The sequence below is a fragment of the Cyanothece sp. BG0011 genome, assembly GCF_003013815.1.
GTDB lineage: Bacteria > Cyanobacteriota > Cyanobacteriia > Cyanobacteriales > Microcystaceae > Crocosphaera.
Genome location: NZ_PRLH01000191.1, coordinates 12,777 through 39,372, shown reverse-complemented (window position 1 = coordinate 39,372; position 26,596 = coordinate 12,777). Strand labels below are relative to the sequence as shown.

The following is a 26,596-nucleotide window of genomic DNA, read 5'->3' as shown; positions in this document are numbered from 1 at the left end:
ATCAACAAGCTCATGAAATCAATAGTCATCGGTCCTTATGAAGGGATGAATTTAAACTGACATCTTGCACGCCTTACGAAAAAACTAAATGAGAAAACAAAAACAATCAATTCTCAGATAGTTAGAGTCAAAATAAACCCCTACACCCCACCCCCTACACCCTATACCCTTTGACTACTAGCTAAATTTTAACGATTTCGAGAGGAAAATTGTTAAGATTAAGAAAGTAGATAACTGTCTTTTAGGAGGTGTGAGATGACCATTAATCTCAATCACACCATCGTACCAACCAAGAATAAACAAGCTTCAGCCGAGTTCTTTGCCCATCTTTTCGGACTCAAAGTAGAATCGGTTAGAGGTCATTTTGCGGTGGTGCCTATCAATGATACTTTAACGTTTGATTTTGCCGAACGGGATGCCTTCGAGTCCCATCATTATGCCTTTCATGTCAATGATGACGAATTTGACTTAATTTTTGCACGGGTTCAACAAGCGGGCCTAGAATATAGTAGCGATCCCATGCACAACAATGTTGGAGAAATTAATCACCGCAAAGGAGGACGTGGTTTCTATTTCTATGATCTCGATGGTCATAACCTGGAATTACTCACCCGTGTCTAGTGGAAGGACTTTCTAATATAGCAGATGTCATCACCTGACATTTTCTGTAACGACAGTTAATGGATTTTTCTGTACCTTGAACATAGATGAAAAAAATTCAAGGTATCACCAATGACGACAAATATCTTAAAACCCAAAGATCCTCTCGCTATTGCTTCAGAATTATTGGATATTCTCAATCATGGGGCCTTATCCTTAATGATTTCTATTGGCCATCGTACCCAACTGTTTGATGTCATGGCCAACTTACCCCCTAGCACTAGCGACACCATTGCCGAGGCCGCAGGGTTAAATGAGCGTTATGTTAGAGAATGGTTAGGGGCGATGGTAATGGGAGGCATCATCACCTATCATCCGAATGATCGCACCTATGAGTTACCCTCTGAATATGCAGCCTTTTTGACTCGTCAAGCAACCCCCAATAATATGGCGGTGGCCATGCAGTTTATTCCTGTTTTGGCCCAAGTCGAAGATGAGATTATTCGTTGTTTTCAACAGGGTGGAGGGTTGCCTTATACTGCTTATCCCAGGTTTCATGAGGTAATGGCAGAAGATAGCGGGCAAAGTGTGGTAGCGGTATTAGATGAAGGAATTTTGCCCTTAGTTCCAAGATTAACTGCAAACTTGTCCGAGGGGATTACCGTGTTAGACGTAGGATGTGGTGGGGGAAAGGCCATCACGAAACTCGCACAACTTTACCCTCGGAGTCAGTTTGTTGGGGTAGATGTTTCTGAAGAGGCGATCGCTTTGGCTAAGTCTCACACTGAGGCCTTGGGGTTACATAATCTGACGTTTGAAGTGCAAGACGCAGCGAATCTTAATTTTCAGCAACCGTTTGATTTAATTACAGCATTTGATGCCATTCATGATCAAGCTTATCCTGATCAAGTTCTCAAGAATATCTATGAAAATTTAAAGGATCAAGGCATCTTTTTAATGCAAGATATTCGTGCTTCTCGTGATGTTCATCAAAACTTAGATCACCCGGCCAGAACGTTTCTTTATACTGTTTCTTGTTTACATTGTATGTCGGTTTCTTTAGCCAATAATGGGGCTGGTTTAGGAACGGTTTGGGGAGAAGAAACGGCGTTAGAAATGTTACAAGATGTTGGATTTCAAGACATTTCTGTCAAACAACTTCCTCACGATCCCATGAACAATTTTTATATTGTTCAAAAAAACACTGACTAATTTGAAAAAGGGTGGGCAATGTCTCAAATGGTTTCTAATTTAGGTTTGTCAGCTTTTTCTTACCATTGCCCACCTTACTTTGATTTATAAGCACCTACATAAACAAAGCATAAAATTTAAGTATACTAAAATTAGTGCTTTCAAGAGAGTCAAAAAACCGATGCAAACAACAGCAGAATATACTTGTGCCTTTTGTGGAGAATCTAATACAACCTTTATTGATATTAGTGCGGGTAACTATCAATCTTATATCGAAGATTGTCAAGTGTGTTGTCGTCCTAATATCTTATATTTAGAAGTGGATGAAAATACCCTAGAAGTGACCATTCATACTGATTATCAAGAGTAAATAACAACAGAACTATTAACCATTAATTAAATGGTTAATCTCATTAGGAGGTAACGGTCGAGAAAAGAAATAACCTTGACCATATTGACAGTTTAATTGCTTGAGTAATTCTAATTGTTCATTAGTTTCAATCCCTTCGGCAACGATATCCATATTTAAATTTTTTCCTAAATTGATGATGGTTTTAACAATTTCTAAACCTTCTTTATTTTTGGTTAAATTGTTGATAAATGAGCGATCAATTTTAAGAATATCAACGGGAAACGAATGTAAATAACTCAAGGATGAATAACCGGTTCCAAAATCATCGAGGGATAATGTAATCCCTAAATCTTTTAATTCATTGAGAATAATAATCGCGGAATTAGGATCTTTAATTAAAGCCGTTTCTGTAATTTCTAAGGTTATATTACTGGGATTTAATCCCGTTTTTGATAAAATATTACTCAGTTTTTGGCTTAAATTTTTCTGTAAACACTGATAACTCGATAGATTAATACTCACTTTAGACAATGTAGAATTTTCCCTGAGAATTAACCATTGTTTCATTTGATGACAAGCGGTTTCTAACACCCAATTATCGATGGCTAAAATATAGCCGGTTTCTTCTGCAATAGGGATAAACAATTGAGGAGAAATTAAACCTTGTTGGGGATGTTGCCAACGCACTAACGCTTCTACCCCTTGAATGGTTTGGGTTTCTAAATCAAAAATAGGTTGATAATAAACTCTTAATTCTTCTTTTTCAATGGCTCTTTTGAGGTCATTTTCTAAACGGGAAGCCGAGATAACTTCTTGAGCGACAATGGGATCGAAAATGGCGTAACAACCCCTTCCTTTTGCTTTGGCCCGATACATAGCAATATCCGCATCTCGAATTAAGTTATCGATTGAAAAATAACCATTGGAACTTAAAACAATGCCAATACTACTATTGGTAAAAATCTCTTTGCCATCGATAATAAAAGGAGCATTCAGATTATCATTAATTCGTTCAGCCACATTAATGGCATCCTCACGGGAATGGATATTTTCAAGCAAAATGGCAAATTCGTCTCCGCCAAAACGGGCTACGGTATCAAAGGAACGCACGAGACGGATTAAACAACGAGATACCTCTTGTAAGAGGCGATCGCCCATTAAATGGCCTAAACTATCATTAATAGCTTTAAAGCGGTCTAAGTCTAAAAATAAGACCGCAAATAAATAGTCTGAGTTTCGTTTGACCCGTTCAATGGCATCGATTAATCGTTCTTGAAACCAACGACGATTAGGTAAATTGGTCAAAGAATCATAAAAGGCTTGTCGATGTAGTTTTTGAGTGACTATTTTATAGTCTGTGATGTCTCGAAACACTAAGACAACGCCAGTACATTGATCGCCATTTTGACTGGGGGAAGGTGTCTGTGGATATTCATAAATGGGGGCTGCATTATCCCCGATAGCAATTTCTTGACCATCTTTTTTAATTAATAGGGTATGACTGGGTAAATTGATCAGTTGATGATCTTCTAGAACTTGTTTAATGGGACAACTAAGGGGTTGACGGGTGGTTTCATGAATGAGTTTCAAGACTTCAGTGACGGGTTTTCCCTTGGCTTCTGATAAGGTCCATCCGGTCAATTTTTCTGCGGTTGGATTTAGATAGGTAATGTTTTGGTTGGTATCTGTGGTGAGTACCCCATCTCCTATACTTGCTAAAATGGTCGATAACCATTGTTTTTGTTCGATTAGTTCTTTTTGAATTTCATGTTTGTAGAGAGCAATTTCGAGAATAATTCTTAAATCTTGTTCAACGAAGGGTTTAATTAAATAGCCAAAAGGACTGGTCAGTTTGGCTTTTGCTAGGGTTTGCTCGTCTCCGTGAGCGGTTAAATAAACAATAGGAATATTAAGGCTTTGATTAATAATAGTCGATGCTTCAATGCCGTCCATTTCCCCAATTAAACGAATATCCATGAGGATCAAATTGGGTTTAAATTTCATGGCATTTTCTATGGCTAACTCTCCTGAATCGACAATTTCACACACCTTATATCCTAACTCCTCCAAGGTCATTTTAATATCTTGGGCAACGATGCTTTCATCTTCAACAATTAGGATATTAGCGGTCATAATTTACTGAGTTTTTTGGGTTTAATATAACAATAAAATTATCGTCTAGAAAATTTTAAATTGAATTGAGTATAAGGTCAAATATCATTTAACTCTGACCTTTGAACTTCTAACAGCCCACTTAGGTTATTTTAGTCAAAGTGATTTCAATCTGGGTTCCTTTTTCTCTCTTCATTATAAGCTGTCCTCGTAGTTGCTTGGTTAGGTTCTTTACTAATTGTAACCCTAAGGTTTTTACTTCTTCTAGATTAAAATCTTTTGGCAATCCTTTGCCATTATCTTTAACAATTAAAATAAGGTCTTGTTGTTCATTAGTAACTGATTGTATAAAGATTTCTCCTTTTTCTCCTAAATCAAAAGCATATTTATAAGCATTAGAAATTAACTCATTAAGAATTAAACCGCAGGAAATAGCTGTATTAACATTCAAAGTAATCATGGGATCAATGTCTGCTTTTAACGTTATTTTATTTTTCTCACTTTTGTAGGAATTAGCAATATTTTTAACTAAATCTTTTAAATAATCGGCTAAATTAATACTGGCAAGATTTTCAGAGCGATAAAGTTTTTCATGAACAAGTGCCATGGATCGAACTCTGTTTTTACTTTCCTCTAAAAGTTGTTTAATTTGACTATCTTCTACAGAGCGAGATTGTAAATTAAGTAAACTACAAATTATTTGTAAATTGTTTTTAACCCGATGATGAATTTCTCGGAGTAACACTTCTTTTTCTTGAAGAGATGCGGTTATTTTCTCTTCTGCTTGTTTGCGATCGCTGATATCCACTAAATAGCCTAAACTTTCCCTGGGTTTTCCTTTTTTATCTCGGATTAAACGCAGTTGCACTAATAACCAACGGTAATGACCATCAGCGTGTAAAAAGCGATATTCATGGTTATAAAACTCCTGTTCAAAGAGTTGGGATAAATTGGATAAAATACGGTCACGATCATCAGGATGAACCCGTTGTATCCAAAACTTAGAATCCCCTAAAAAATCCTCTGGTTTATACCCTAACAAATTAGTTACATTGTCACTCATATAAGTGGCTGGAAAATCATCATAGGGGTGACAACTAAAGATCACTACAGGGGAAGAACTAATTAAATATTGTAGTCTTTGTTCACTATTAATTAAGGCTTCTTCTATTTGTTTACTCTCGTTAATATCTTCTTGAACAGCAACCAAAACTTTGCCATAATCAGGGTGGTTAAAATAACTGGTAGTGGCGCGACACCAAAAGCCTGTACCGTCTTTTTTGACGTTATAGACTTCATAGGTATATTCTCCTTTTTCTAAGATATTTTGTCTAATTTCTTGATAAACTTGTTTATTTTTCTGGTCTTTATCCTCATAATTAATAATAGAAACGTGCTGTCCTTTTAATTCCCCCATTTCATAGCCAAACATCCGTTCAAACTTAGGATTGACATAAACTAATTCTCCCGTATCAGCACTCACTAAACAAACCCCTTCGGCCATATTTTTGACGATAACATCTTGTAGTTCTAAGGTTTTTTGAATGGCTTTTCTTTCGGTAATATCTTCAGCAATACCAGCCACTCGATAAATGTTACCTGATTCATCAAAAACAGGATAACTTCTTGACCAAATCCAGCGCATTTCTCCATTGGGTCGAATAATTCGATATTCTTCGTTATATTGACCCTGTGACATCCTATTTTCAAAGGCAATGGTCACCCGTTGACGATCATCAGGATGAATACAATCTATCCACGCATAGGGGTTTTTATAGACAGTTTCACAAGATATTCCCCAAACTTGTTCAAAGGCGGGACTAATATAAAGAACTTCATAGGTTTGAGCATCATGAATATATAAAACATCTTTGACATTATCGATTAATTGACGAAACTTGAGCTTACTTTCTTGTAAAGAGGCTTCTATTTCTTTGAGGTGGGTAATGTTACGAAGACTAATCACCACTCCAGAAATAGTTTTATCGGCTTCAAAATAGGGGGAAAAATTAGCACTAATAAACTGTTTTCCTAACCCCGGTAACTCAAACCAATTTTGAAAGTCTTGGCTAATGCCTAAAAGCGTGCGATCAATATAGGGCTTGACTTTGGTTTGAAAAACCGTTTCTCCTAAAATTTCAGCCACAGAATGACCGATCACTTCTGGATAGGTTTTGTGATGTAAGTCTAAATAGGATTGATTGGCTAATTGATAGTTATAATGACGATCTAATAAAACAATTGCGTCACTGGCCGCTGAAATAATGCGCTTATATTGTTGTAATTTTTCGTCTGCCGCTTTGCGATCGCTAATATCTTCAATCATGGCAAACCCATAACGAGGTTTTTCCTGTTCGTCTTTGAGCAAGGATGCTGTTAATATAATCCAAAGCATCTTGCCCTCTTTCGTTAGGTAGCGTTTTTCTAGGGAATAAAAGGGAATTTCTTGTTGATATAATTGTTGAGCTAACTGTATATCCTTATCAATATCATCAGCATGGGTAATGTCGACAAAGGTCAATTGTTGTAATTCTGAGGCTGAATAGCCCAACATTTCACATAACGTCTGATTAACAGCAATAAATCGATAATCTAACCCCACAATAGCCATTCCTAAGGGGCCCTCTTCAAACACTTTGCGAAACCTTTGTTGATGTTCATAGATCGCTTGTTCTCGCTGTCGGCGATCGCTAATATCTCGCAAAAACACGGTAACAATGGTTTCTTCGGATAAATCTAATTTCGCAATGGATGCTTCTGCCGGAAACTCGGTTTTGTCCTTGCGTAAACCGATAATTTCTCGTCGTTGTCCCATTTTTCTTGTTGTATCAGGGGACTGTTGAAACTGATTAACATGATGTTGATGCGAAGTGACAAAACGCTCAGGCAGCAAGCAGTCTAGAGATTTTCCCATCATCTCTGAAGCCTTCCAACCAAAGATGTTTTCAGCCCCTCGATTAAAAAGGGTAATTTCTTGCTGAGTATTGAGGGAAATAATGGCATCTTCTGCCATGTCTAAAACACTCTTTAAACGCCTTTGGGTGGTTCGCAGGGACGTTTCTACGGTTTGACGCTGTTTGATTTCTGCCTCTAATGCTTCGGTACTGGGGAGGGCTAATAGTTTAGGCAGGAGGGGAATCAGAATAATCGCGGTATAAATGGAACTGATAGCAGTGATGGCTTTAATGATGCCAGAAAGCCAATAATCAGGATGCCACAGGGTCCAGATGGCCATCAGATGAGTGGTTCCACAGGAAACAATAAACGCCCCAAATAACAGAAAAACCCAATTATAAGGAAAATTGTGACGTTTTCGGACAAAATAAACGAGGGTGAGGGGAATGGAATAATAAGCTAGGGTAATTAACCCATCAGCAACCACATGAAGGCCCACTAAGGGGGTTTGCCACAGATAACAGTAACCATGAGGCATTAACCCCAAGACAAGATAGGAAAAGAGGGGAGTTAAAAGAGTCATGAGTAAACAGTGATCAGTGATCAGTGAACAGTAAACAGTGATCAGTAATCAGTGACCTATGATTTTAACGGGTAATTGATCATTAACCCTTTTATTTTCCCCAAATTTTAATGATTAAGTTTTATTTATTGGCATATCTTTGCAATAATTCAGAGATTTCTGGGTTATAAATCCTGAGATAATTCCAATAATTCCCAAACACCGCTTCTACATAACCTTTCGTTTCTCCAAAGGGTATTTTTTCTACAAAGACATCGGGATCACTGACTCGATATCTTTTAACCCATTTTGAGACATTGCCCGGTCCTGCGTTGTAACTAGCAATGGCTAATAACGAGTTATTACTATATTTAGAATGAGTATAATTTAAGTACCAAGTTCCTAAATTAATGCTATCATCAGGATCGGTTAAAGAATAGTCTGTTAAATTAATTTTATTGGCCACCCATTCCCCAGTTGCTGGCATTACCTGCATTAAACCCGTTGCCCCAACCGGTGACTTAATTTCGGGTTCAAACCGGGATTCTTGGCGCATTAAAGAGGTCACTAATAGGGGATTTAATTGACGACGACCCGACCATTCAATGATGTTATCGTAGAAAGGAAAAGGGAATAAAGCGTGCCAATATTTTTCCGTTTCTCTGAGTTCTTGCCATTCTTTTTCCTGTTCAGGATCATCTTTATTTTGCAGATACCAAACCTGATTAATCCCTTGAAGATTTTTCCCTTGAACTAACTTTAATAGGGCATCGGTAAATCCTTCATTAACCGTTAAGGTTTCGCGATCGCCCATTTCTGCTTGAAATAACGTAATTGCATCCTCATCTTGTCCTAAACGATACAACTCCTTAAACATTTCTGAACCCGCCGGGGGAAGGGGACGGGTGTTAGATTTATTAACTTGGGGTAAGGTTTGACGAATATTGTTAAAATTTCCTACATTCCAGCCTAACTGTACAGCCGATCGCCAAGCATAGTAAGATTCAGGATGACGGGCCACTACGTGTTCAAAAGCCGCTTGAGAATCTTCGATTCTGCCTAACTGTTGCGCCCATTTTCCGACCCAAAAGGCTGCTTTCGGGGCGATGGAACTGTCATGATTATTGGTAGTGATGGGTTGGGCCCAGGTCCAAGCTTTCAGCGCGTCCCCTTGTTCGGCTGCTTCTTGGGCGACTTGCCAACGATATTCCGCCGTTGCGTCAGAGTTGGGATATTTAGATAACAGGGTTTCACGGACTTGGGCCGCTTCTGCCCTCCTATTCAATTTATCGAGCAATTCAGCCTTATCTAGAAGAGCTTCTGGAGCCTGTTCGGGGAATTTTTGGATAATTTCGTCAAGATAGGTAATTGCGGTCTGTGGTGGGGATAATTGAGCCAATCGTTTTAAACCGAGGGCTGTTTCTTCGGCTTTAGGGAAACCGAACATTAACTGACGATAGGCAGCGATGACGGTTTCTTTATTATTGCCTTGGGGTTGGACTTGTTGCCCCCTAGCGATGCGGTAATAATTTTGGGGGGTTTTGGGGGCTTTTTTGTAAGCCATGGCCCCTTTATAGAAGTCATTAACGTCCCAGTAACCGTCGGCGATCGCTTGCCAGTCTTCGGGGGTGAGTTCCCCTGCATATTCGTCTACGAGGCGATCGCGGATGGGGTTGGTTTGGGGGTCATTGGCTGCATATTGAGCTAACAATAATAATAATTTGGGTTGTTTGGGGTTTTCTTTTAACCGTTCCCGGATCACTTTTTGAATACTGGGATGTTGGGGAAATGCTTCGATCCCTTGATCCCAGTAACTTGGGTCATATTTTCCCAGTTGATATAAGGCTTCTGCTGAGGCTAAAGAGTCGGGATAGGTTTCTATGAGTTCTTGCCAGGTTTCCTGGGCCAATGCCGTCTCATTGGTTAATTCGTAGCCTCGACCCCGTTTGAGGAGAATATAGGGGACTAAGGTGGGATATTCGTTTTCTAACCCTTCGAGTTGTCTTAAGGCGGGGCCGCCTTCGTATTCTGCCAGGAGATCGTTAGCCAGTAAATAACGGGCCCGACTTCTTTCGAGGGAGAGGGTTTCAGCAGAGGCGATCGCTTGTAGTTGTTCTCTGCGTTGTTGGGCAGGAATTTCTGCTAAGGTGAAGACCACCGAAGGTTTGTTAATATCCTCTTGTAGAGCAGTTTCGATTTTAGCCTGTTGTCTTTGTTCAAGCCATTCGACTATTCTCGGTGTTACAACCACAGTGCTAATGGCACCGGCTAACAGGATACTAGAAGCAATGATCAGAGGACGTTTATGTTTTAGTGGCTTAAGCATTCCATTCCCACACACAACAGTTTTAAAGATACATTATAAGCCTAAAAGTTATCTAGGGACGTTAGGGTATAACCGATCAATTTCTTGCTGTTGCAGTATCCGTTGATCGATGAGTGCATCTTGTTGGTTTAGGGTTTCAATTTGTTGAAGATACTGACCACAGTTGCGATCAATGGCGGGGGGAGGAGTGGTAATGGTACGCTCTAAACAGGCTCTTTCCGTGCGTTCTCGGTGGAAATGTTGCAAAATCTTTTCCGGGGTCTGAAAATACAATTGACGGTTATGACGCATATTTTCGCGGTGAATTTCAGCGTCACAGTCTACGGCTCCAGCAATACATTGTCTGGGGGGAACAGAAATATTCGGCCCAATATTACGCAGTTGCGCGTTAGCTTTCACTGGGACTAATAAACTCAGTCCTGTGGTTGCTAAGGATAGCAAAATAAGAGTAGGATTTAGTTTCACAGAATTATCTCCTAACAGTAAGGATTAATCACAAAAATAATTGAGGTTATCTCTGTGTTAATTCATCGTTCTGATTTTATCAAGGTCGGATAATCTATTTAGTTCATTGAGTCTATATTTTTTTATAGGGAACAAGGAACGGTGAATAGTGAATTATACTTCTGACTTCTGTTCGCTAGAGCCGCAACGAATGAAACACTTCAAACTTCAAACTTCTGACTTCTGACTTCATCCACTCCCGAACACACATACTACCCGAAAACCGAGATCGCTGCTGAGGACGACGCGCCCATCGCCGTCGTAGCGGATCGCTGAACGGCAGTAATTAGGAAGGTCGAGCCAAGAACCGCCCCGCATCACGCAATTTGAGTTATTTTGCTTATTTTTGGCTAAATATGAGGGTTCAAATTCCATCCAAGCACTACCATCATTAGGCGCATTTTCATAATTATTATGCCAGTCATCAAGACACCATTCCCAGACGTTCCCGTGCATATCACTTAGGCCGAAAGCATTGGCCACATCAAAACACCCGACTGGGGTGGTTTGTTCTCGAAACTCTCCTTTGGGACCTTTACCATAAGATCCATAATTTTCACTTGCACCATTATAGTTAGCTAAGTCGGTGGTGATGGTGTCTCCAAAATGAAAGGGGGTGGTGGTTCCAGCCCGACAAGCATATTCCCATTGCGCTTCACTGGGGAGTTGATAGTCCCTTCCTGTTAGTTGTGAGAGGCGTTGACAGAACTCTACGGCTTCATACCAGTTAACTTGTTCAACGGGTCTAAGCCATCGATCTATGCCTTCATACGGTTTTTTAAAATGAGAGGGATCTTCTTCTAAGTCTATGTTTACCTTTAAGTCTGTATGAAGAGCGATCGCTTTCCATTGAGCTTGGGTGACAGGGTAACGTCCCATGAGAAAGGAGGAGATGGTTACGTCATGTTGGGGTCTTTCGTTGTCACGAGTGCCTTCTTCATCTTCTGGTGCGCCCATCGTGAAGGTACCATGGGGGATTAAAGCCAGTTCTAAAGGAACATCATCGATATAATCTCTATACCCTCTAAACTTTTGTTTTGGACGTTTGATTATCATTTTTTCAGCCATGGCCGTTTTTGAAGTCAGAAGTCAGAAGTTAGAAGTTTTGTTTTTTGAGCTTTTTTAGGATTGATACTAAAATTTTGATAATTTTTTCTTTTCTTTCATGAGTCATTTAAACTTTATTCATAAACATTGACACATATTCTTCTTCTGTTAAACCTGTTTCTTTTAATACTTTTTCCATAACTATATCAAGTTCTTCTTTTGCTTTTTTGGCTTCATAGTAATCAATAACAGGATTGTAATAGCCTATAATTTCATTATTATAGGCTATGGAAATTGTTTCTTTTTGAGTTAATAAATCTTCTTGTTTTAGTTTACTTAATTGAATTGTTTTCATGAGATTTTAAGATATAGTCTTTAATGAAGTCAGAAGCTTATTATTTTAGTTTTTTTAGACTGGAAACTAATATTTTGATGATCTCTTCTGTTTCCTGCATGAGTCCTTTAAACTTTTCTAATGGTACTAATTCGGCTTCTATAAGAATTTCTAACCAGTATAATGTTTCTCTTGCTTCTTTGAGAGCAATTTCATATTTACTGATAAAATCTCTTGTTGATTGTGCAGATTTGGCTTCACTACAATTTGCTCCAATAGAAGTTCCAGACCTTAATAATTGATTAGCTAAAGTTCGACTAACGTTTGATTGTTTTTCTAACCAAACACAAGCTTTTATTATTCTAACAGCAAACTTTTTAGTTTTTTCCTGAATCGAAACCTTCGGTTTATTTATCATCTTATTGGATAATATACTAATTTAATTTTATTTCACTTTAAGACTGTTTAAAAACACTTCTGACTTCAAACTTCTGACTTCTGACTTCATTCACTCCCGAACACACATACTACCCGAAAACCGATATTGCCGAGGTGGTAGTCGCGCGAATCGTAGTTGAGGCGATAAGCGGAACGGCAGTAATAAGGATTGTTGCCCCAAGAACCGCCCCGAAATACTGATTTTGAATAATTTTGCTTATTTTTGGCTAAATATGAGGCTTCAAATTCCATCCAAGCACTACCATCATTAGGTGCGTCTTCATAATTATCATGCCAGTCGTCAGCACACCATTCCCAGACGTTCCCGTGCATATCGTACAATCCAAAGACATTAGGGGGGAATTGACCGACCGAGGTTGTTTCTTGGCTTTCTTCTCCTGATGGTTCATCAGCATAAGTGTTAGAAGCATCATAATTAGCTAGTTCTCCTGTGATGGTATCTCCAAAGTAGAAGGGTGGGTAGGATTCACCTTTTTCGAGGTCTAGAGGTTCTGAGACAGCACGACAAGCGTATTCCCATTGGGCTTCTGAGGGTAGCTGATAGTGCCTTCCTGTAAGCTTAGAGAGGCGTTGACAGAATTCTACCGCTTCGTACCAATTAACTCGTTCAACAGGTCGGTTATCCCCTTTAAAGTTTGAGGGATCTTCGTCTAAGTCGATGTTAACTTTTAGATTAGTTTGAGAAGCGATCGCTTTCCATTGAGCTTGAGTAATGGGATATTTACCCATGAAAAAAGCAGAAAGAGTAACATTATGTTGAGGCTGTTCATTACTATAACCTTCATTTTCGGAAGAACCCATTGTAAAAGTGCCACCAGGGATCGCTACCATTGTGAGTATAACGTTATCCGTCAAAGGTTCGTTGAAGTAGGAGGCGGTATGGGTAGTGGTTTTGATGATTTCGCCACGACGGTTTACTGTGGGGGTTTCAAAAGTCCATTGTTGTAAAGGTTCTTCTTCAAAGACAATGATGGCGACTTCTGCTTCAAATTCAAATGTTTCTAATGTTTCTAATAGGGGAATTTCAGAAGGTTGAGAAACAGACGATTCTGCTGTGGTGTATTGCTTCACAAATTCACTATAAACACCCCCTAAATTCTGTAAAGTTGAAGCAGATATTTCGGCAAAATGACGAACTGACTCTGGTAATTCAGCTTTTAAAGAAGAGTCTAATAAAAGAGCTTCAAAAATATCTTGATCCTCTCCTAAATATTGAGAAATATAATCAGAAATTAGGGTGATAGTATCTACTAATTCTTCTTCTGTGGCTTCTTGTTCTAAAGCTTCTCGAATCTCTGGTTTAAATTCTAATTCAATGAGATTAAAAGAGTCAGAACTTAGAGAGTTAATCGGACTTGATAAGGGGTTAAACAGTCCCCCCATTAAAACTTCGGCAATAATTACGGCAGGAAGTTCATAGTCATGATTCAAGTTAACAATTGAATTTAAAAATGATGCCTTTTTTACTTTTTTTGTTTTGAAATTTTCAGAAGATAAAGAAGGAACTGCTTGAATAATGAGACGAATAATAGGGAAAGTCACAGGAACAGCACTGAGACGATGGGCTAATTCTTGAGCTTTTTCTGAGGCATTTTCATAAAAACGGTTTAAGATTTGTTCAGAGGATAAAGATTGAATGATTTGTGAAGGTTTAGATTCGGTATGTAAATTAGATAAATTAGTTTTCTTAACTAAAATTCCTGGTAAGTTAACTTGCTTTTGTCCACTAACTAAATTAACCCATTTTTGTAGGGATTGAGGGTCTAAAGTAATAATAGGAAGTTTTAAATAGTTTTGTTGATGAGATAATAATGAATCTTTGATAGTTAATTGTTGATTGAGTGTGTAGGGTGAATTAGTTTCTCCCATTGAAGGAGATTGTAAAATAACTGGGTTTTTACGATCTAAAGCTGTTCTATTCCAAAGGCGTTTAGGAAATAATTGTAAGAGGGTAACAAGGGCTTTTTGACTCCATTTATCTAGAATATTTGTATAATAATTTTGATACCAACGGACTGAAGAAAAATCACTAATAATTATGATTAATTGTTCAGCAGGGGAATTATTAATAATTTGTTCCGGCTTATATTTTACTGAATTATCTTTATAAGATGATTGTAAAATTACTTGGTTTTCATCATTAGTTTTTATCCAGAAAATATTAATTTCATGAAACACTCCAATCTTTTTAAATATTGCTTCTATTTCTTTTACAACTTTGTACCAAATTAAAACAGATTTTTCTAATTCAATAATAAGGGAAATAGAAAGCGATCGCTTAAATTTAGGCTTAAAAATAGGTTCATAAAGTTCTGTTTCTCCGATAAATTGAACGGTGGCTTCTTCGTCTATTTCTTGGCTTTTATTGCTCGGTATTTTTCGCCGTAAAGTTTGCAAAGTACGACAAATTTCTTGTTTCCAAAAGTCAGGAATTGCAGGGGGATCTTGAACATCAAAAAAAATCCCTTTTGACTTACTTTTTGAATCTATTTTATCCGTGTTAGCATAACTAGGAAATTTACGCTCAGGGGGATAGTTTTCTGCTTCTGTTTTAATTGGTGGGGGAGGTTGAGAGGGAGTGTTTAATGAGGGTTCTGACTGGGATAAAGAAGGTGTATCACGTGATTGATTGACTGTTGGCTTTTCTTCTGATTGTGATGTAACAATAGTAAACCAAAGTGCGTCTAAAAGTTCTTCAACATTTAGGTCTAATTCTGATGGATATTCACGCTTTAATTGTTCAATTAAATCAGTTAATCTAGACATTATTTTTACCCGTTACTCTCATCTTCAGGCATCATTGAACTATCTAACGATTGTAAAAGATGGGCTTTCAAATTCTTTTCATCTATGTTGCCATTTGTTAACAAAAAAATAGTATTCAATAATTGATCGATGGCCAACTTATTCCCGTCTTCAATTAAATCAAGAAATTCCTTAATATAGGGATCAGCTTTAGTAACTATTGTTTCATCAAAATGTGCTTTGACAATGTTTTCTAAATGATCTCTTGTCGGTTTTTTCATTTGAATTCGTAAACAACGTCTCAAAAATGCAGGAGGAAAGTCTCGTTTACCGTTGCTAGTTAAAACAACAAAAGGAAAGACTTCACAAGGAACAAAACCATTCTCAATTGTTCGTATCTTCTGATCATAAGTACGAACATCGACTAAACGCTTTTGTTTAGCAATTCTTTTTAATTCAGGTATTTCAAAGCGTCCTTCCTCAAAAATCTGTAATAAATCGTCAGGAAGGTCAATATCACTCTTATCGATTTCATCAATTAACAAAACTCTGGGTTTTTTTGCTTCTCCTTTCTTCGGAGGTAAAAAAGCTGTTCCCAAGGGTCCCAAAGTAATATAGTTTCCAATATTTTTAATGGGGTCTAAAACATCTGGGTTTTTTTCTTTTCCCATTAGTTGAGTATCCCGTAATCGTCCAATAGCATCATAATAATATAACCCTTCTGTTAGGGTAGAACGGGTAGTAATCGACCATTTTAAGACCTCTCCTAGACCTAATTCATAAGCAACTGCATAGGCCAAAGAACTTTTGCCACTTCCTGGTTCACCTTCAACTAATAAGGGACGACGTAAATAAAGGGCAGCATTGATTAAATCAATAATTTTATCGTCTTTGGGAATTTGAAAGGTTCTTCCCCTGCGTTCATCCATTGCTTTTTGATCACTAAAATCTCGCCAAGTTGGAGGGGGTGGAAGGGGATTTTTTTTGTCTTCTTCGGGTTTGGGCCAATAATTATCAGGTTTAGGGGTTCCGTTGCCTTCAAATAGTTTCCAAGTCATAATTAAAAAAGTCCAAGGGGATAATTTTCACTGTCAGGTTCGGGGGGAAGGGGACGATTCGGAGGGTCCCACAGTAATGATAAATGAGAAGCAACTTCTGTGGGATTTCCATTCGCTTGTTTACGAATTTTACTCAACTTATCAGGAAGCTGATTAATATTATTTTTCAGTAAATTATTGATGGTAGTTTCTATCATTTCTTGACGAAATTGATCATTTTTATTTCTATACCAAATCGCTGCTGGTAAGCTATCATCAATTAAATATTCAAGACAATAGTGAGTTAAAGAATTCCAAGATTTTAGTCCAATATAAGGACTTGGCATTTGACTTTTTAATCCAAAATTTCCTTGATTATTATTTAACTGATTCCATTTCTGATTCCATTGTTCATTCTGTTCTGTTAGTTCTTGCCTCGTACTACTTGATAGTGATTTTTTATCATTAAGCATTTGTACTAATTCTTGTCTTTCTTGTAACCGTAAAATAATATTAGGCAATCTTCTCTTTTTTCTTCCTATTTTAAATTCCCAAGCATAATAATCTAGATTAATTAAATTATAATCTACGAAAAGTTCTATTCTCATAGAAGAAATAGCTTCGTGAAATCCTAACCATTCCTTCTCTATAATTTGATTCATGCAATTTTGAACTGTATTATCTAATTCTTGGTTAATTTCTCTCAAATTAGTTAAGGTTGATTGATGGATATTTCTTGGTGTTGATTGATTTTCTGAAGCAAACCAACAACTAATTTTATAATTGTTATTTGATTTTTTAAAGCTAATCATGAGAAATGATTGAGGTGACGATTGAGAATGAGGAAGATTATCATTCATATCAAGAAGTATAGTAAATTGACGTAAAAATTGATCAGCATCAAATTCTTGAGGAGTTTGAGCAAAAAAGCATCCTTTTACTGTCAACCAATTAGTCAGTTCTTCTGCTAAATCATTATTAGTTGATTTAATCAAATGTGCGATAAACCTTAACAAAGTATTTTCTTTTCTTTCTGATAAATAGGTAAGAAGATCAGGTTTTTTACCTCTTTTTAGAGTATTCCATCCACTTTTCTCAAGATAATATTGCTGAATCTTACTAATATCAGGTAAGTTATTATCGTTAGAGAAAATTTTTCTAAGATTTTGTAAAATGTTTCTCAAATTTTGTAAAGATTCTTTTTTAATAGATAGAATAACTTCAGGCTTCAAATCTTTTTGTTGATATTCAAATAAAAATAAATCATTGATGTCAAAAATATCAATTTTTAAGCTTTGGGCTAAATTATTAACTGTGTTAACCAGATATTTTACTGTTGTCGAACTTTGACTTTCTTTTGCTGATGCTTGTAAAAATCTTTGGCAAGTCCGAAAAGAACCATTAGTAATATAAAAAGTTTTATAGGCTTCATAACAGGCTTCATCATTGAGAAAATTAATCAAATCAGAGTCATTTTGTTGATGATTATTGCTTTTATTATTAGTTTTAATTATTGTATCCAAAGAATAATTGATTCTATTTCTCTCTTCTTCATTAGTATCACGAGCAAATTGAAGTTGAAGCTGTTTCAAAGAATTAATTTTGCGATTTTTAGTTATTTTTTGAAAAATCAACTCTTTCCACAAAAGTTTAGCTAAATAGTCTATTTCATAACCAGATAAATTATCATTATAAGATAATTTTTTTTGAATTTCTGCGACGGTAATTGTTATTTTTCTACACGAGAAACCACTGACTAAAATGGTTTCTGAGTCAGGCCAACGATTCAACCTTTGTATGCTTTGACAAAGAATTGAAATGATTTTTGTTTTTCCAACTGCGGTCAATTTTGGCATATCATAAAAACTTTATTTTGTCAATACCTGGTGTTTAAAGCAATATCCTGGGAATGCAGGTATATAGAGGGATAGGGGATGATAAAAGAGACACGAACAGATACAGAGAAGTAATCAATTATGGGTAATAAAAAGCCAGAAAGAAAGTCAACAGAAAATGACAATAAATTTCGTTTTAGTGGAAACCTGAATTTCAAGTTTAGCTTGACCAAAGAAGAATTTATGATGATTCTTGCCATTATTGCCGCTATTTTTGGGTTAGGTGTGGGTCCAGCTTTCAGAACAGAAGATATCCCACATCGAGAACAACTACCTAGACTTGAGAGTCAACTGGAGTCCGAGACTAAAACATCTACAAACTCCAAATAAACTCAAACAGTAAATTAAAGTGTATGAACACGGCTAAAGGCGAAATTTCCTTAGTCGTGTTTTTTCTCATTAACTACTATAAATCAATAGTCAACCAAGGCCAATTAAGAGACTGTTTATACACAAAATTTTAAGACGGTAAGGTGGGCAAATCAGAGATTGATCTGGACTACCTATAAAGTACAAAAGTTTGCCCACCCTACAAAACTTTAAATAGAGTTCTTATTTTCGATCTGTCTGACTGCGGTTAATGCTGAATAACTAACCCCTGCAGTTCCTTCTCCGGGATGGGTTGAGTCTCCGACTAACCAGAGATTTTTAACTGGGGTACGGGTGGCAATACCAAACGGACCAAAGGTCGACACCCGTTGACCAATCCCTCCGACAATACCCTTATCCCTGGCCGTATAATAAGCAAAGGTGCGAGGGGTGGCTGCTTCTTGGTGAATAATCGTATTAGAATTAAGCTGAAAATAGTTGCTTAAACGGGCGATCGCTTCAATGCTATATTCTTGTTTTAATTGTTGATATTTTTCTTCACTGATATTATTCCATATCTGCGTATCGGTGAAACTTGAAGCGATAAGGGTTCTTTGTCCGTCTGGGGCCCGACCATCTCCAAGTTTACTCACTGAAACAAATAAAGAATTATTTTCCCCAATTACTCCGTCATAATCATACAAAAATTGTAGATGAGGGGGACAATTTTTCGGAATAGCTTCATCTGTTACTCCTAAGTAAATAACAAAGGCCCCGGATGCTTCGGGAAGTTTATCCACCCGTTGCTGATAGAGGTTTAACCTAGGTTTCCTAAGACCATCAATCATTTTAACTAAATTTTGCACAGGAACATTAGCAACAACGTGATCGGCGGTTTTGGTGAAGGTTTTCCCTGTTTTACGCTGACGGATAATCACTTTAGTTTGATGATTTTCAAGGGTTTCTATTTTCTCAACAGAATGGCCGGTGAATAGTTTTCCCCCATGTTGTTCTAACCCTTCCACCAAGCGATCGCTTAATACTTGCATACTTCCTTGTAAATGATATAATCCTTGGGGTTCCTGGGATACCCCTAACGCGGTGGCTGCATACAATAAGGCGGTTTCGTCGGCGTTGACTTGAGAATAGAGTTTTAATTGTAAATCTAAAAAGGTTTTCAGTCTTTGATTATCGTATAATCCATATAAGCGTAAGGCATCCCCCACTGTCATCAAGGTAAAGGGAACCGTGATCAAGGTATCTAAGCGCAAAGCAGTGGTGAGTTGCCACACATCCCAAAGATTACGAGGAGGTAAAACCGGATCTCGCCCTTGAAACTTCCAACTCGCTTGAAATAGTTTAGCTAATAACTGCCAAAAAGGTTCACTGCCGGGGAACTGTTTTTGTCTTTCTTGTTGCCATTTTTTGCGATCGCGCCACACATTAATCGCTTGGGTTTCCCCTGGTAAAAAGACGGCACAAGCGGGATCACAAGGGGTTACAGGGGGTAAGTCAATGTCTAATGCTGCAAAGATGCGGTGATGAATGCCACCGGGTTCTAACCCTGCCACTTGTGTCGCCCCTACATCGAAGGTAAACCCACGACGTTTAAAGGTTGAAGCACAACCCCCCGGTACGTAAGCCTGTTCGTACACGGTAACATCATAACCCCGACGAGCGAGTAATGCCCCGGCGGTTAATCCACCGATTCCTGCTCCTATAACGATAACTTCTTTAGACATTGATTAAACGTTTATTTATAAAAATTTCATTATTTTAATTATATTCAATAATTTACTTAACTGTTCCCTATTCCCTATTCCCTATTCCCTATTCCCTATTCCCTAATAACTTAACCATTTTAATATGAACAATATCTGCTTCAATAAAGCGATTGCCTATGGGTTCAAAGTCTAATTTTTCATATAAACTTTGAATATAAACTTGAGCATGAATAATAATTTTTTGGTAAGTTTTTTGTTCTTGAATAAAAGCGATCGCTGCTTTCATTAATGCTTTACCAATACCTTGGCCTCTTGCATGATTTAAAACGGCTAATCGTTCTATTTTTGCGGTACTTTCATCTAAATATCTAATTCTTGTGGTTCCTACTGGTTTTCCATCTAAATAAGCAAGAAAATGAAGACAATTATCATCATAACCATCAAATTCTAAAGCAGGATCAACCCCTTGTTCTTTTTGAAATACATTGACTCTAATTTGTTTAATTGATTCTATTTGTTCTTGATAGTTAGTAATTTGAATCGTGGCTTTGCTCATATCTTTTAATATTCCTGACAAGACCGAGAATAATAGTAAATAAACAACAAAAATTTATGTTAAAATAATAATTATAGCCAAAAAAAGCAGTATAATAAGAGTCGGCTAAAAAAGAGGGGGCAAAGCAAAAGGGTTCCTAAGCGATCGCTCTTCATTTGCCATCTTCAACGACTATTTGCTTTTGAGTTAAGTCAATCTTTAGTTAGATTGTATAAGTCCCCCAATAGCATTATAGTTATGGTTTGGGTAAATTTTTACTGAACTATGTTTATTAGATATTGCCATGAATAGTCCTCTTGAGTCTAAAATACCCGTGAAAAATTTGACAATACCTTTGGAGCGAGATAGATTTTTGCGGACCTTAATTCACGAGTTAGCCGGTACATTACAGGATGTTGTCGGTTTAGAAGAAACTTCAGGGTTTATTAGTGTGGTGGGTCAAAACATGGGAAAACACATAGACCAAGACTATAAAGCAGCTTTAAAGGTATCTCGCCTAACTCCAGAGCAAGTAGGTGAGGTTTTAGTAGACTTAAAAAAGCGCATTCAGGGCGACTTTTATATTATCGAACAAACCGATGAAAAGATTGTCTTAGGGAATAATGCTTGTCCCTTTGGGGACAAAGTGATTGATCGCCCTGCCATGTGCATGATGACCTCAAATGTTTTTGGTTCCATTGCAGCGGACAATCTCGGTTATGCCAAGGTAGAATTACAAGAGACCATTGCCATGGGTGCATCGGGTTGCCGAGTGGTGATTTATTTGCAACCCACTGCCGAGGCCCAAGCCAGTCAAGGAAGAGAATATTTTAAGGGAGAAAATGATTGGTAAGTCCCGAACAGTTCCTAGAATTTGCTAAAGTTTTGCCGGAGCCGATGCTCCTGATGGCACAAAAAGGTCAAATACTGGCAGTTAACCCGTCCTTCTCCAAGTTATTGGGGCTATCCCCTCAGATAGTACAAGGAAAAACCCTCTTTGAGTTGGTCACCAATCCTCCGCATCAGGTTAAGCAATATCTGCGCAATTGTTCGAGCAGCGGAGAAATGGTGATCGGAGCATTAGCCTGGACTACCAACAACGGAGAAACTTGCTTATGTCGCTGCGAAGGGGCAACCGTGCGCCCTTCCTCCCCCGAATTCCCTGCACTGATTTTATTACGATTAAAACAACGGGAATCTGCCAGTACCCGATTTATTCTCCTTAACAAGAAGATCGACGAATTGGCAAAAGAAATCCGACTGCGTCAGCAACTAGAAGAAGAGCGAGCTAAACTTCTGGTGCAAGAACAAAAAGCACGGGCCGAAGCTGAGAAGATGAATCGCTTGAAAGACGAATTTCTCTCAACTATTTCCCATGAACTTCGGACTCCCCTCAATGCCATCCTAGGTTGGTCTGGGATTTTGCAAAGCAAAAATTTAGATGAAGCAGGACTAAATCGGGGTTTGCAAATAATCGAACGCAATGCCATATCTCAGGCACATTTGATTGATGATCTCCTCGATGTTTCCCGAATTATTACTGGTAAGATGCGCCTTCAGATTCGAGCTATGGAACTATTACCAGTGATTAAAGCAGCGATCGATACCCTTAAACCGGCTGCAGATGCAAAAAATATCCGACTGCAATCGGCTCTCGATCCAGCAGCCAGCCCCATTTTAGGAGATTCTGAGCGATTACAGCAGATTGTCTGGAATTTACTCAGCAATGCCGTCAAATTCACACCGAAACAGGGAGAGGTAACCATTGTTCTACAACGGATTAACTCTCACGTAGAAATTGTGGTGGCTGACACAGGTCAAGGGATCAGTGCAGAATTTTTGCCCTATGTCTTTGAACGTTTTCGGCAGGCCAATAGTTCTACGAGTCGTTCCTTTGGTGGCCTGGGTTTAGGTTTGGCCATCGTTCGCCAGTTGGTGGAATTACATGGTGGAACAGTACAGGCTGAAAGTCGGGGGGAAGGTCAAGGGGCAACTTTTACGGTCAAACTTCCCTGTTAGTAATTTTAATTGTGACTTTGTACATTTTTATAAATTGTTTTAGTTAAAAATAAAATAGCCCAAAACAAAAGAGGAATAACCACAATTTCCTGTAAGATAGTTAGAAAATTATTCAATTGGATAATTCCCCCTGTCAAACTCAGTCCCCCAATAATAGAAATAGGAAAAGCAAAATAATTAGAACTGAAGGGCAAAAAACATTGTACACCAGCAGGAAGATAGCGATCGTAGGCTAACATATCTAATAGAATGTGACTAAAATATAGTCCCCAAAACCAAACTAAAAAAGATAAGGGTATTGGTTTAAAAAATCTGAGACAAACAAAGATAACAATACAAACAACAAAACCCACAAAGAAACTATGAGTAAACTGACGATGAATGGCATTAAAATTTTGATAGAATAAATAACCTAACAGAAAATCAGTGTCAGGTAAATTAGCCATAATAATCCCAGTAATAAGTAATTGTTTTGATGAAAAATATTTCAAAAATTGAGGATTTTCCCGAACTAACAAAAAGCCGAAACATCCTGCTAAACTGTGACCGATAGGAGATGCCATTTGAAAACAATTAACGATTCTTGATGTGTCTTAATAAAGCTGAATTGCTTAGTTTTAAACGACCTATTTAATGCTACCTATTCATAAAAACTATTTAATAAAGATTCTAACCCTTTGTAACCAAATTTAGCGATGATTAAACCACACAAAAGACTGAGAAGCAAACAACCTGAAATTCCTATACTCAAAGGGATTGAATGACCAAAAAATTTGCTATTATACCAAGATAAACCCCCTAATATTAAACCGAGCAATGCACCTGTGCTAAAACGCTTTAGGAAAGAAATTATCATAATTTTTTCAGAAATTAAGGCATAATGATAATAATGTAGCAAAATTTTAGGTAAAATAGAAGTAGTCTTCAACACAATGCTATGAAATAATCAGACTTTTTCAATTTCTTAATCTATCGATAATTTTCTCCTAACAGACTCTATTATCCTAATTATGACCTTATCTGCCAATAACCAACAATTTTCTTTTTCCTCAGACATAGAAAAACTAATAGACAATTTAGCCGAACATGAACATGGTAAATTGATAGAACGGGCATTAGGAGTCTTATTACGCATTGCAGGGGAAGAAGTTGATCGGTTAGATTGGAAAATATTAACCACCACCTTAGAAGACTTAGAAAAAGGGTTTCAGGTATTTTATCCCTATCGTCACATTCGTAAAGTTACCATTTTTGGGTCAGCCCGTTTATCCCCTCAAAGTTCAGAATATCGCCTCGCCGTAGAATTTGCCCGTTATATCACTCAATTTGGCTTTATGGTCCTCACCGGGGCAGGAGGAGGTATCATGGAAGCAGGAAACGAGGGGGCTGGAAGAGAGCATTCTTTTGGCTTAAATATTGATTTACCCTTTGAACAAGGAACCAACCCTTTTATTGCTGGAGATGAGAAATTAATTCAGTTTAAATACTTCTTTACTCGTAAACTTTTCTTTTTAAGAGAAAGTGACGCAGTTGCTTTATTTCCTGGAGGGTTTGGAACCCAAGATGAAGCATTTGAAACCTTAACCTTATGTCAAACTGGAAAATATGGCCCTTGTCCTTTAGTCTTAATTGATGAACCGGGCGGAGACTATTGGAAAACTTGGCATGAATATAATTATAATAACCTATTGTCACGGGGTTTAATTAGTTCAGAAGATTCGAGTCTTTACACCATTACGGATAGTTTAGCCACTGCTTGTAATGCCATTCGTGAATTTTATTGTGTCTATCATTCCAGTCGTTATATTGATAATTTATTAGTGTTACGACTAAATTCTGAATTAACCGATGAACAAGTTGAACAACTGAATGAAAACTATTCAGATATTTTGGTTAAAGGAAAGATCGAAAAAAGCGCAGCATTACCCCAAGAAACTGAAGAAGAAACGGCTAATCTTCCCCGTTTAACCTTACACTTTAATCGACAAAATTCGGGACGACTGTATCAAATGATTAATCAAATTAATAAGTTTGGCACTTGTTTACCCATGGAACCCCATCCCGAATGGAAATAGTTAAGGGTGGGCAAGTTAAAGACTGATTTAAACTGACTTTATCCTTGGAAACCTTGCCCACCCTACAAAATTCCTTATTATTATTTCTTTAAGAATAGTCTCTAAGATACATTATATGAAAATAGTTGATCTATTTGCAGGAATCGGTGGTTTAAGACTCGGTTTTGAAGTTAAGGAACTGGATAAATGTGTGTTTAGTTCCGAATGGGATACCAACTCTCAAAAAACATATTTTACTAACTTTAACGAAGTACCCCAGGGAGATATTACTAAAATTGCACCCCCCAGTATCCCCCCTCATGATATCTTATTAGCAGGGTTTCCCTGTCAAGCGTTTTCAGTTGCTGGTTATCGCAAAGGGTTTGAAGATACCAGAGGAACCCTATTTTTTGATATTGCTCGTATTTTAGATTATCATCGACCCAATAGTTTTTTATTAGAAAATGTCAAAAATTTAGCTAGACACGATAAGGGTAGAACTTTTTCAAAGATGCAAACTATCTTAGAAGATGAATTAGGTTATTGTGTTCATCATCAAGTTATTAATACCATGACTCATGCTAACATTCCCCAAAATAGAGAAAGAATTTTTATTGTAGGGTTTAATCGGGATAAGGTTGAAAAGGCAACCTCGTTTAAGTTTCCTAAACCCATTACACTAAAAACCACTATCAGAGATTTAATTGATACTGACAAAAAACCAGACAAATATTATTATCAAAAAACTCATAAATATTATCCGAAACTAAAAAAAGCCATGACTTCTTGGGATACCGTTTATCAATGGCGACGGGTTTATGTTCGAGAAAATCAAAGTAATGTTTGTCCGACTTTAACAGCAAATATGGGGACAGGAGGACACAATGTGCCTATCATTTTAGATGACTATGGTATTCGCAAATTAACCCCTAGAGAATGCGCCAGGTTTCAAGGGTTTCCTGATAGCTTTAAATTCCCTAAATTAGCAGACAGTAAGCTTTATTATCAAATTGGCAATTCTGTGACTGTTGCTCTTATTCGTCGTATTGCTGAAAATATAAGGAAAATTATCAATTAATTTCTGTTAATAAATCATTGACCCAACCTTGATCTTTTATTGATAAGGGTGGCACTGGATCACTATTATAATTAAGTTTGAGATCATAGGCAGTGCGATCGTAAATATCATTTAACAATTTTTGTAAATCAATAATCGGTTCAGAATCTCCTCTACGCAAAGGTAAGGAAAAACAAGGAATGGGATCTTGTAAATTAAACCCGTAAAGATCGGCTGTTGGACGACAATCTTCCCGACTAACTAAGATATGATAATCACTAACAGGCGTATTGCCAATAAGTGGCATGGGTTGCCAAGCTCTCAATAGGTCAATTTCGATTAAATGGCTAGAACTTCCTAAAATTCGTTCTCGTTTGCTGATATATGCTTGTCTTCCTTTCCCTGGCCGCTTATTAACAGGGGAAAGCACTTCTATCACTGTGATCACTTCTTTGCTTGTTACCTCTCGAACTTCTAAATACCCTTGTTTAATCGTCTCAGGAATGGGAACCATAACCCTCATTGGTTGACTCGGAGGAGGAGAAACGGCAACTCTATCGGTTTGTTTTTTTGTTTCATCTGTTAAATTATTCTGAATCGATACATCAGGAATTCCGACTAAAAGAGATTGTTCTCCAGTGGTTTCGTACATTCGCACTTCAACTGATACCGAATAGTTGGGACGGAGTTGAGGGGATAATGATTCTGCTAGGGTAGCAATGAGTAAGAGATGAAAACCTGGCCAAATTTCTGGGTGTTCTAGATAGGGGTTCATTCCAGGGAAAGGAGAAGACATATATTGATTAATTAAACGAAATTTAAGTCAACTTGATGCTATT

The 26,596-nt window shown here is 37.5% G+C and carries 23 protein-coding genes; 8 read left to right on the top strand and 15 right to left on the bottom strand.

What is annotated here, in order from left to right; translation table 11 throughout:
- The first annotated feature begins 255 nt into the window (after positions 1–255).
- The 3 genes from C4E06_RS24665 to C4E06_RS24655 all read left to right on the top strand — a co-directional run bounded on the left by C4E06_RS24665 (position 256) and on the right by C4E06_RS24655 (position 2,161).
- The gene (locus tag C4E06_RS24665; protein ID WP_107671015.1) at positions 256–621 is read left to right on the top strand and encodes a VOC family protein; all 366 of its coding nucleotides are present in this window, start codon (positions 256–258) and stop codon (positions 619–621) included.
- Between the two features lie 111 nt (positions 622–732).
- On the top strand, positions 733–1,812 hold the full coding sequence (locus tag C4E06_RS24660) for a class I SAM-dependent methyltransferase (RefSeq protein ID WP_107671014.1): 1,080 nt from the start codon (positions 733–735) through the stop codon (positions 1,810–1,812).
- A 160-nt stretch (positions 1,813–1,972) separates the two neighbouring features.
- A complete protein-coding gene (locus C4E06_RS24655; RefSeq protein WP_107671013.1) occupies positions 1,973–2,161 on the top strand; it encodes a CPXCG motif-containing cysteine-rich protein in 189 nt (62 codons plus the stop codon).
- A 15-nt stretch (positions 2,162–2,176) separates the two neighbouring features.
- Here C4E06_RS24655 and C4E06_RS24650 read toward each other — a convergent pair whose 3' ends face one another.
- The 10 genes from C4E06_RS24650 to C4E06_RS24605 form a co-directional block, all read right to left on the bottom strand.
- Complete coding sequence (locus C4E06_RS24650; RefSeq protein WP_107671012.1) at positions 2,177–4,276, bottom strand: GGDEF domain-containing response regulator; 2,100 nt, start codon at positions 4,274–4,276, stop codon at positions 2,177–2,179.
- 121 nt (positions 4,277–4,397) lie between these two features.
- Entirely contained in the window at positions 4,398–7,733 is a 3,336-nt protein-coding gene (locus tag C4E06_RS24645; protein ID WP_107671011.1) for a PAS domain S-box protein, read from the bottom strand.
- A 121-nt stretch (positions 7,734–7,854) separates the two neighbouring features.
- Positions 7,855–10,038: a transglycosylase SLT domain-containing protein gene (locus tag C4E06_RS24640; protein ID WP_107671010.1), complete on the bottom strand. Its 2,184-nt coding sequence runs from the start codon at positions 10,036–10,038 to the stop codon at positions 7,855–7,857.
- A gap of 48 nt (positions 10,039–10,086) precedes the next feature.
- Complete coding sequence (locus C4E06_RS24635; protein ID WP_107671009.1) at positions 10,087–10,503, bottom strand: hypothetical protein; 417 nt, start codon at positions 10,501–10,503, stop codon at positions 10,087–10,089.
- Between the two features lie 228 nt (positions 10,504–10,731).
- Positions 10,732–11,598 carry a formylglycine-generating enzyme family protein gene (locus C4E06_RS24630; RefSeq protein ID WP_232826364.1) on the bottom strand — a complete coding sequence of 289 codons (867 nt, stop codon included), beginning with the start codon at positions 11,596–11,598 and terminating at the stop codon, positions 10,732–10,734.
- 118 nt (positions 11,599–11,716) lie between these two features.
- Entirely contained in the window at positions 11,717–11,944 is a 228-nt protein-coding gene (locus C4E06_RS24625; RefSeq protein WP_107671007.1) for a hypothetical protein, read from the bottom strand.
- Between the two features lie 40 nt (positions 11,945–11,984).
- A complete protein-coding gene (locus C4E06_RS24620) occupies positions 11,985–12,341 on the bottom strand; it encodes a four helix bundle protein (protein WP_107671006.1) in 357 nt (118 codons plus the stop codon).
- Positions 12,342–12,427: 86 nt separating this feature from the next.
- Entirely contained in the window at positions 12,428–15,148 is a 2,721-nt protein-coding gene (locus C4E06_RS29085; RefSeq protein ID WP_232826363.1) for a formylglycine-generating enzyme family protein, read from the bottom strand.
- A 5-nt stretch (positions 15,149–15,153) separates the two neighbouring features.
- Complete coding sequence (locus tag C4E06_RS24610; protein ID WP_370051359.1) at positions 15,154–16,188, bottom strand: AAA family ATPase; 1,035 nt, start codon at positions 16,186–16,188, stop codon at positions 15,154–15,156.
- Positions 16,188–18,020 (bottom strand): hypothetical protein, encoded by a 1,833-nt coding sequence (locus C4E06_RS24605; protein ID WP_107671004.1) that lies wholly within the window; start codon positions 18,018–18,020, stop codon positions 16,188–16,190. Before C4E06_RS24605 ends, C4E06_RS24610 begins: the two co-directional genes overlap by 1 nt.
- Positions 18,021–18,140: 120 nt before the next feature.
- Between C4E06_RS24605 and C4E06_RS24600 the strand changes: the two genes are divergently transcribed.
- Positions 18,141–18,389 carry a hypothetical protein gene (locus tag C4E06_RS24600; RefSeq protein ID WP_107671003.1) on the top strand — a complete coding sequence of 83 codons (249 nt, stop codon included), beginning with the start codon at positions 18,141–18,143 and terminating at the stop codon, positions 18,387–18,389.
- 209 nt (positions 18,390–18,598) lie between these two features.
- Here the strand turns inward: C4E06_RS24600 and crtD are convergent, their stop codons facing one another.
- Together crtD and C4E06_RS24590 are read right to left on the bottom strand one after the other, a co-directional pair.
- Positions 18,599–20,110, bottom strand: coding sequence for a C-3',4' desaturase CrtD (crtD, locus tag C4E06_RS24595; protein WP_107671002.1), 1,512 nt, complete (start codon positions 20,108–20,110; stop codon positions 18,599–18,601).
- Positions 20,111–20,198: 88 nt separating this feature from the next.
- A complete protein-coding gene (locus C4E06_RS24590; protein ID WP_107671001.1) occupies positions 20,199–20,648 on the bottom strand; it encodes a GNAT family N-acetyltransferase in 450 nt (149 codons plus the stop codon).
- Positions 20,649–20,931: 283 nt separating this feature from the next.
- Between C4E06_RS24590 and C4E06_RS24585 the strand changes: the two genes are divergently transcribed.
- Both C4E06_RS24585 and C4E06_RS29750 read left to right on the top strand, forming a co-directional pair.
- Positions 20,932–21,480 (top strand): methanogen output domain 1-containing protein, encoded by a 549-nt coding sequence (locus C4E06_RS24585; RefSeq protein WP_107671000.1) that lies wholly within the window; start codon positions 20,932–20,934, stop codon positions 21,478–21,480.
- Entirely contained in the window at positions 21,474–22,646 is a 1,173-nt protein-coding gene (locus tag C4E06_RS29750; protein WP_339377177.1) for a PAS domain-containing sensor histidine kinase, read from the top strand. Before C4E06_RS24585 ends, C4E06_RS29750 begins: the two co-directional genes overlap by 7 nt.
- Before the next feature lie 5 nt (positions 22,647–22,651).
- Here C4E06_RS29750 and C4E06_RS24575 read toward each other — a convergent pair whose 3' ends face one another.
- Positions 22,652–23,209 (bottom strand): metal-dependent hydrolase, encoded by a 558-nt coding sequence (locus tag C4E06_RS24575; protein ID WP_107670999.1) that lies wholly within the window; start codon positions 23,207–23,209, stop codon positions 22,652–22,654.
- Between the two features lie 77 nt (positions 23,210–23,286).
- A complete protein-coding gene (locus C4E06_RS24570; protein ID WP_198649009.1) occupies positions 23,287–23,574 on the bottom strand; it encodes a hypothetical protein in 288 nt (95 codons plus the stop codon).
- Positions 23,575–23,656: 82 nt separating this feature from the next.
- Here C4E06_RS24570 and C4E06_RS24565 point away from each other — a divergent pair, with 82 nt between their 5' ends.
- Positions 23,657–24,721, top strand: coding sequence for an LOG family protein (locus C4E06_RS24565; protein WP_107670998.1), 1,065 nt, complete (start codon positions 23,657–23,659; stop codon positions 24,719–24,721).
- 106 nt (positions 24,722–24,827) lie between these two features.
- Positions 24,828–25,778, top strand: a complete 951-nt coding sequence (locus tag C4E06_RS24560; RefSeq protein ID WP_370051358.1) for a DNA cytosine methyltransferase — start codon at positions 24,828–24,830, stop codon at positions 25,776–25,778.
- Here C4E06_RS24560 and C4E06_RS24555 read toward each other — a convergent pair.
- The gene (locus C4E06_RS24555) at positions 25,771–26,553 is read right to left on the bottom strand and encodes a DUF4058 family protein (RefSeq protein WP_107670996.1); all 783 of its coding nucleotides are present in this window, start codon (positions 26,551–26,553) and stop codon (positions 25,771–25,773) included. The two genes, C4E06_RS24560 and C4E06_RS24555, sit on opposite strands and share 8 nt — an antisense overlap.
- Positions 26,554–26,596 lie beyond the last annotated feature (43 nt).

Coding starts and splice junctions, on each gene's coding strand:
- C4E06_RS24620 (WP_107671006.1), bottom strand. CDS start 12,341: ATGATAAATAAACCGAAGGTTTCGATTCAGGAAAAAACTAAAAAGTTT.
- C4E06_RS24625 (WP_107671007.1), bottom strand. CDS start 11,944: ATGAAAACAATTCAATTAAGTAAACTAAAACAAGAAGATTTATTAACT.
- C4E06_RS24650 (WP_107671012.1), bottom strand. CDS start 4,276: ATGACCGCTAATATCCTAATTGTTGAAGATGAAAGCATCGTTGCCCAA.
- C4E06_RS24605 (WP_107671004.1), bottom strand. CDS start 18,020: ATGCCAAAATTGACCGCAGTTGGAAAAACAAAAATCATTTCAATTCTT.
- C4E06_RS24585 (WP_107671000.1), top strand. CDS start 20,932: ATGAATAGTCCTCTTGAGTCTAAAATACCCGTGAAAAATTTGACAATA.
- C4E06_RS24645 (WP_107671011.1), bottom strand. CDS start 7,733: ATGACTCTTTTAACTCCCCTCTTTTCCTATCTTGTCTTGGGGTTAATG.
- C4E06_RS24600 (WP_107671003.1), top strand. CDS start 18,141: ATGGGTAATAAAAAGCCAGAAAGAAAGTCAACAGAAAATGACAATAAA.
- C4E06_RS24630 (WP_232826364.1), bottom strand. CDS start 11,598: ATGATAATCAAACGTCCAAAACAAAAGTTTAGAGGGTATAGAGATTAT.
- C4E06_RS24590 (WP_107671001.1), bottom strand. CDS start 20,648: ATGAGCAAAGCCACGATTCAAATTACTAACTATCAAGAACAAATAGAA.
- C4E06_RS29085 (WP_232826363.1), bottom strand. CDS start 15,148: ATGTCTAGATTAACTGATTTAATTGAACAATTAAAGCGTGAATATCCA.
- C4E06_RS24565 (WP_107670998.1), top strand. CDS start 23,657: ATGACCTTATCTGCCAATAACCAACAATTTTCTTTTTCCTCAGACATA.
- crtD (WP_107671002.1), bottom strand. CDS start 20,110: ATGTCTAAAGAAGTTATCGTTATAGGAGCAGGAATCGGTGGATTAACC.
- C4E06_RS24665 (WP_107671015.1), top strand. CDS start 256: ATGACCATTAATCTCAATCACACCATCGTACCAACCAAGAATAAACAA.
- C4E06_RS24655 (WP_107671013.1), top strand. CDS start 1,973: ATGCAAACAACAGCAGAATATACTTGTGCCTTTTGTGGAGAATCTAAT.
- C4E06_RS24640 (WP_107671010.1), bottom strand. CDS start 10,038: ATGCTTAAGCCACTAAAACATAAACGTCCTCTGATCATTGCTTCTAGT.
- C4E06_RS24660 (WP_107671014.1), top strand. CDS start 733: ATGACGACAAATATCTTAAAACCCAAAGATCCTCTCGCTATTGCTTCA.
- C4E06_RS24555 (WP_107670996.1), bottom strand. CDS start 26,553: ATGTCTTCTCCTTTCCCTGGAATGAACCCCTATCTAGAACACCCAGAA.
- C4E06_RS24575 (WP_107670999.1), bottom strand. CDS start 23,209: ATGGCATCTCCTATCGGTCACAGTTTAGCAGGATGTTTCGGCTTTTTG.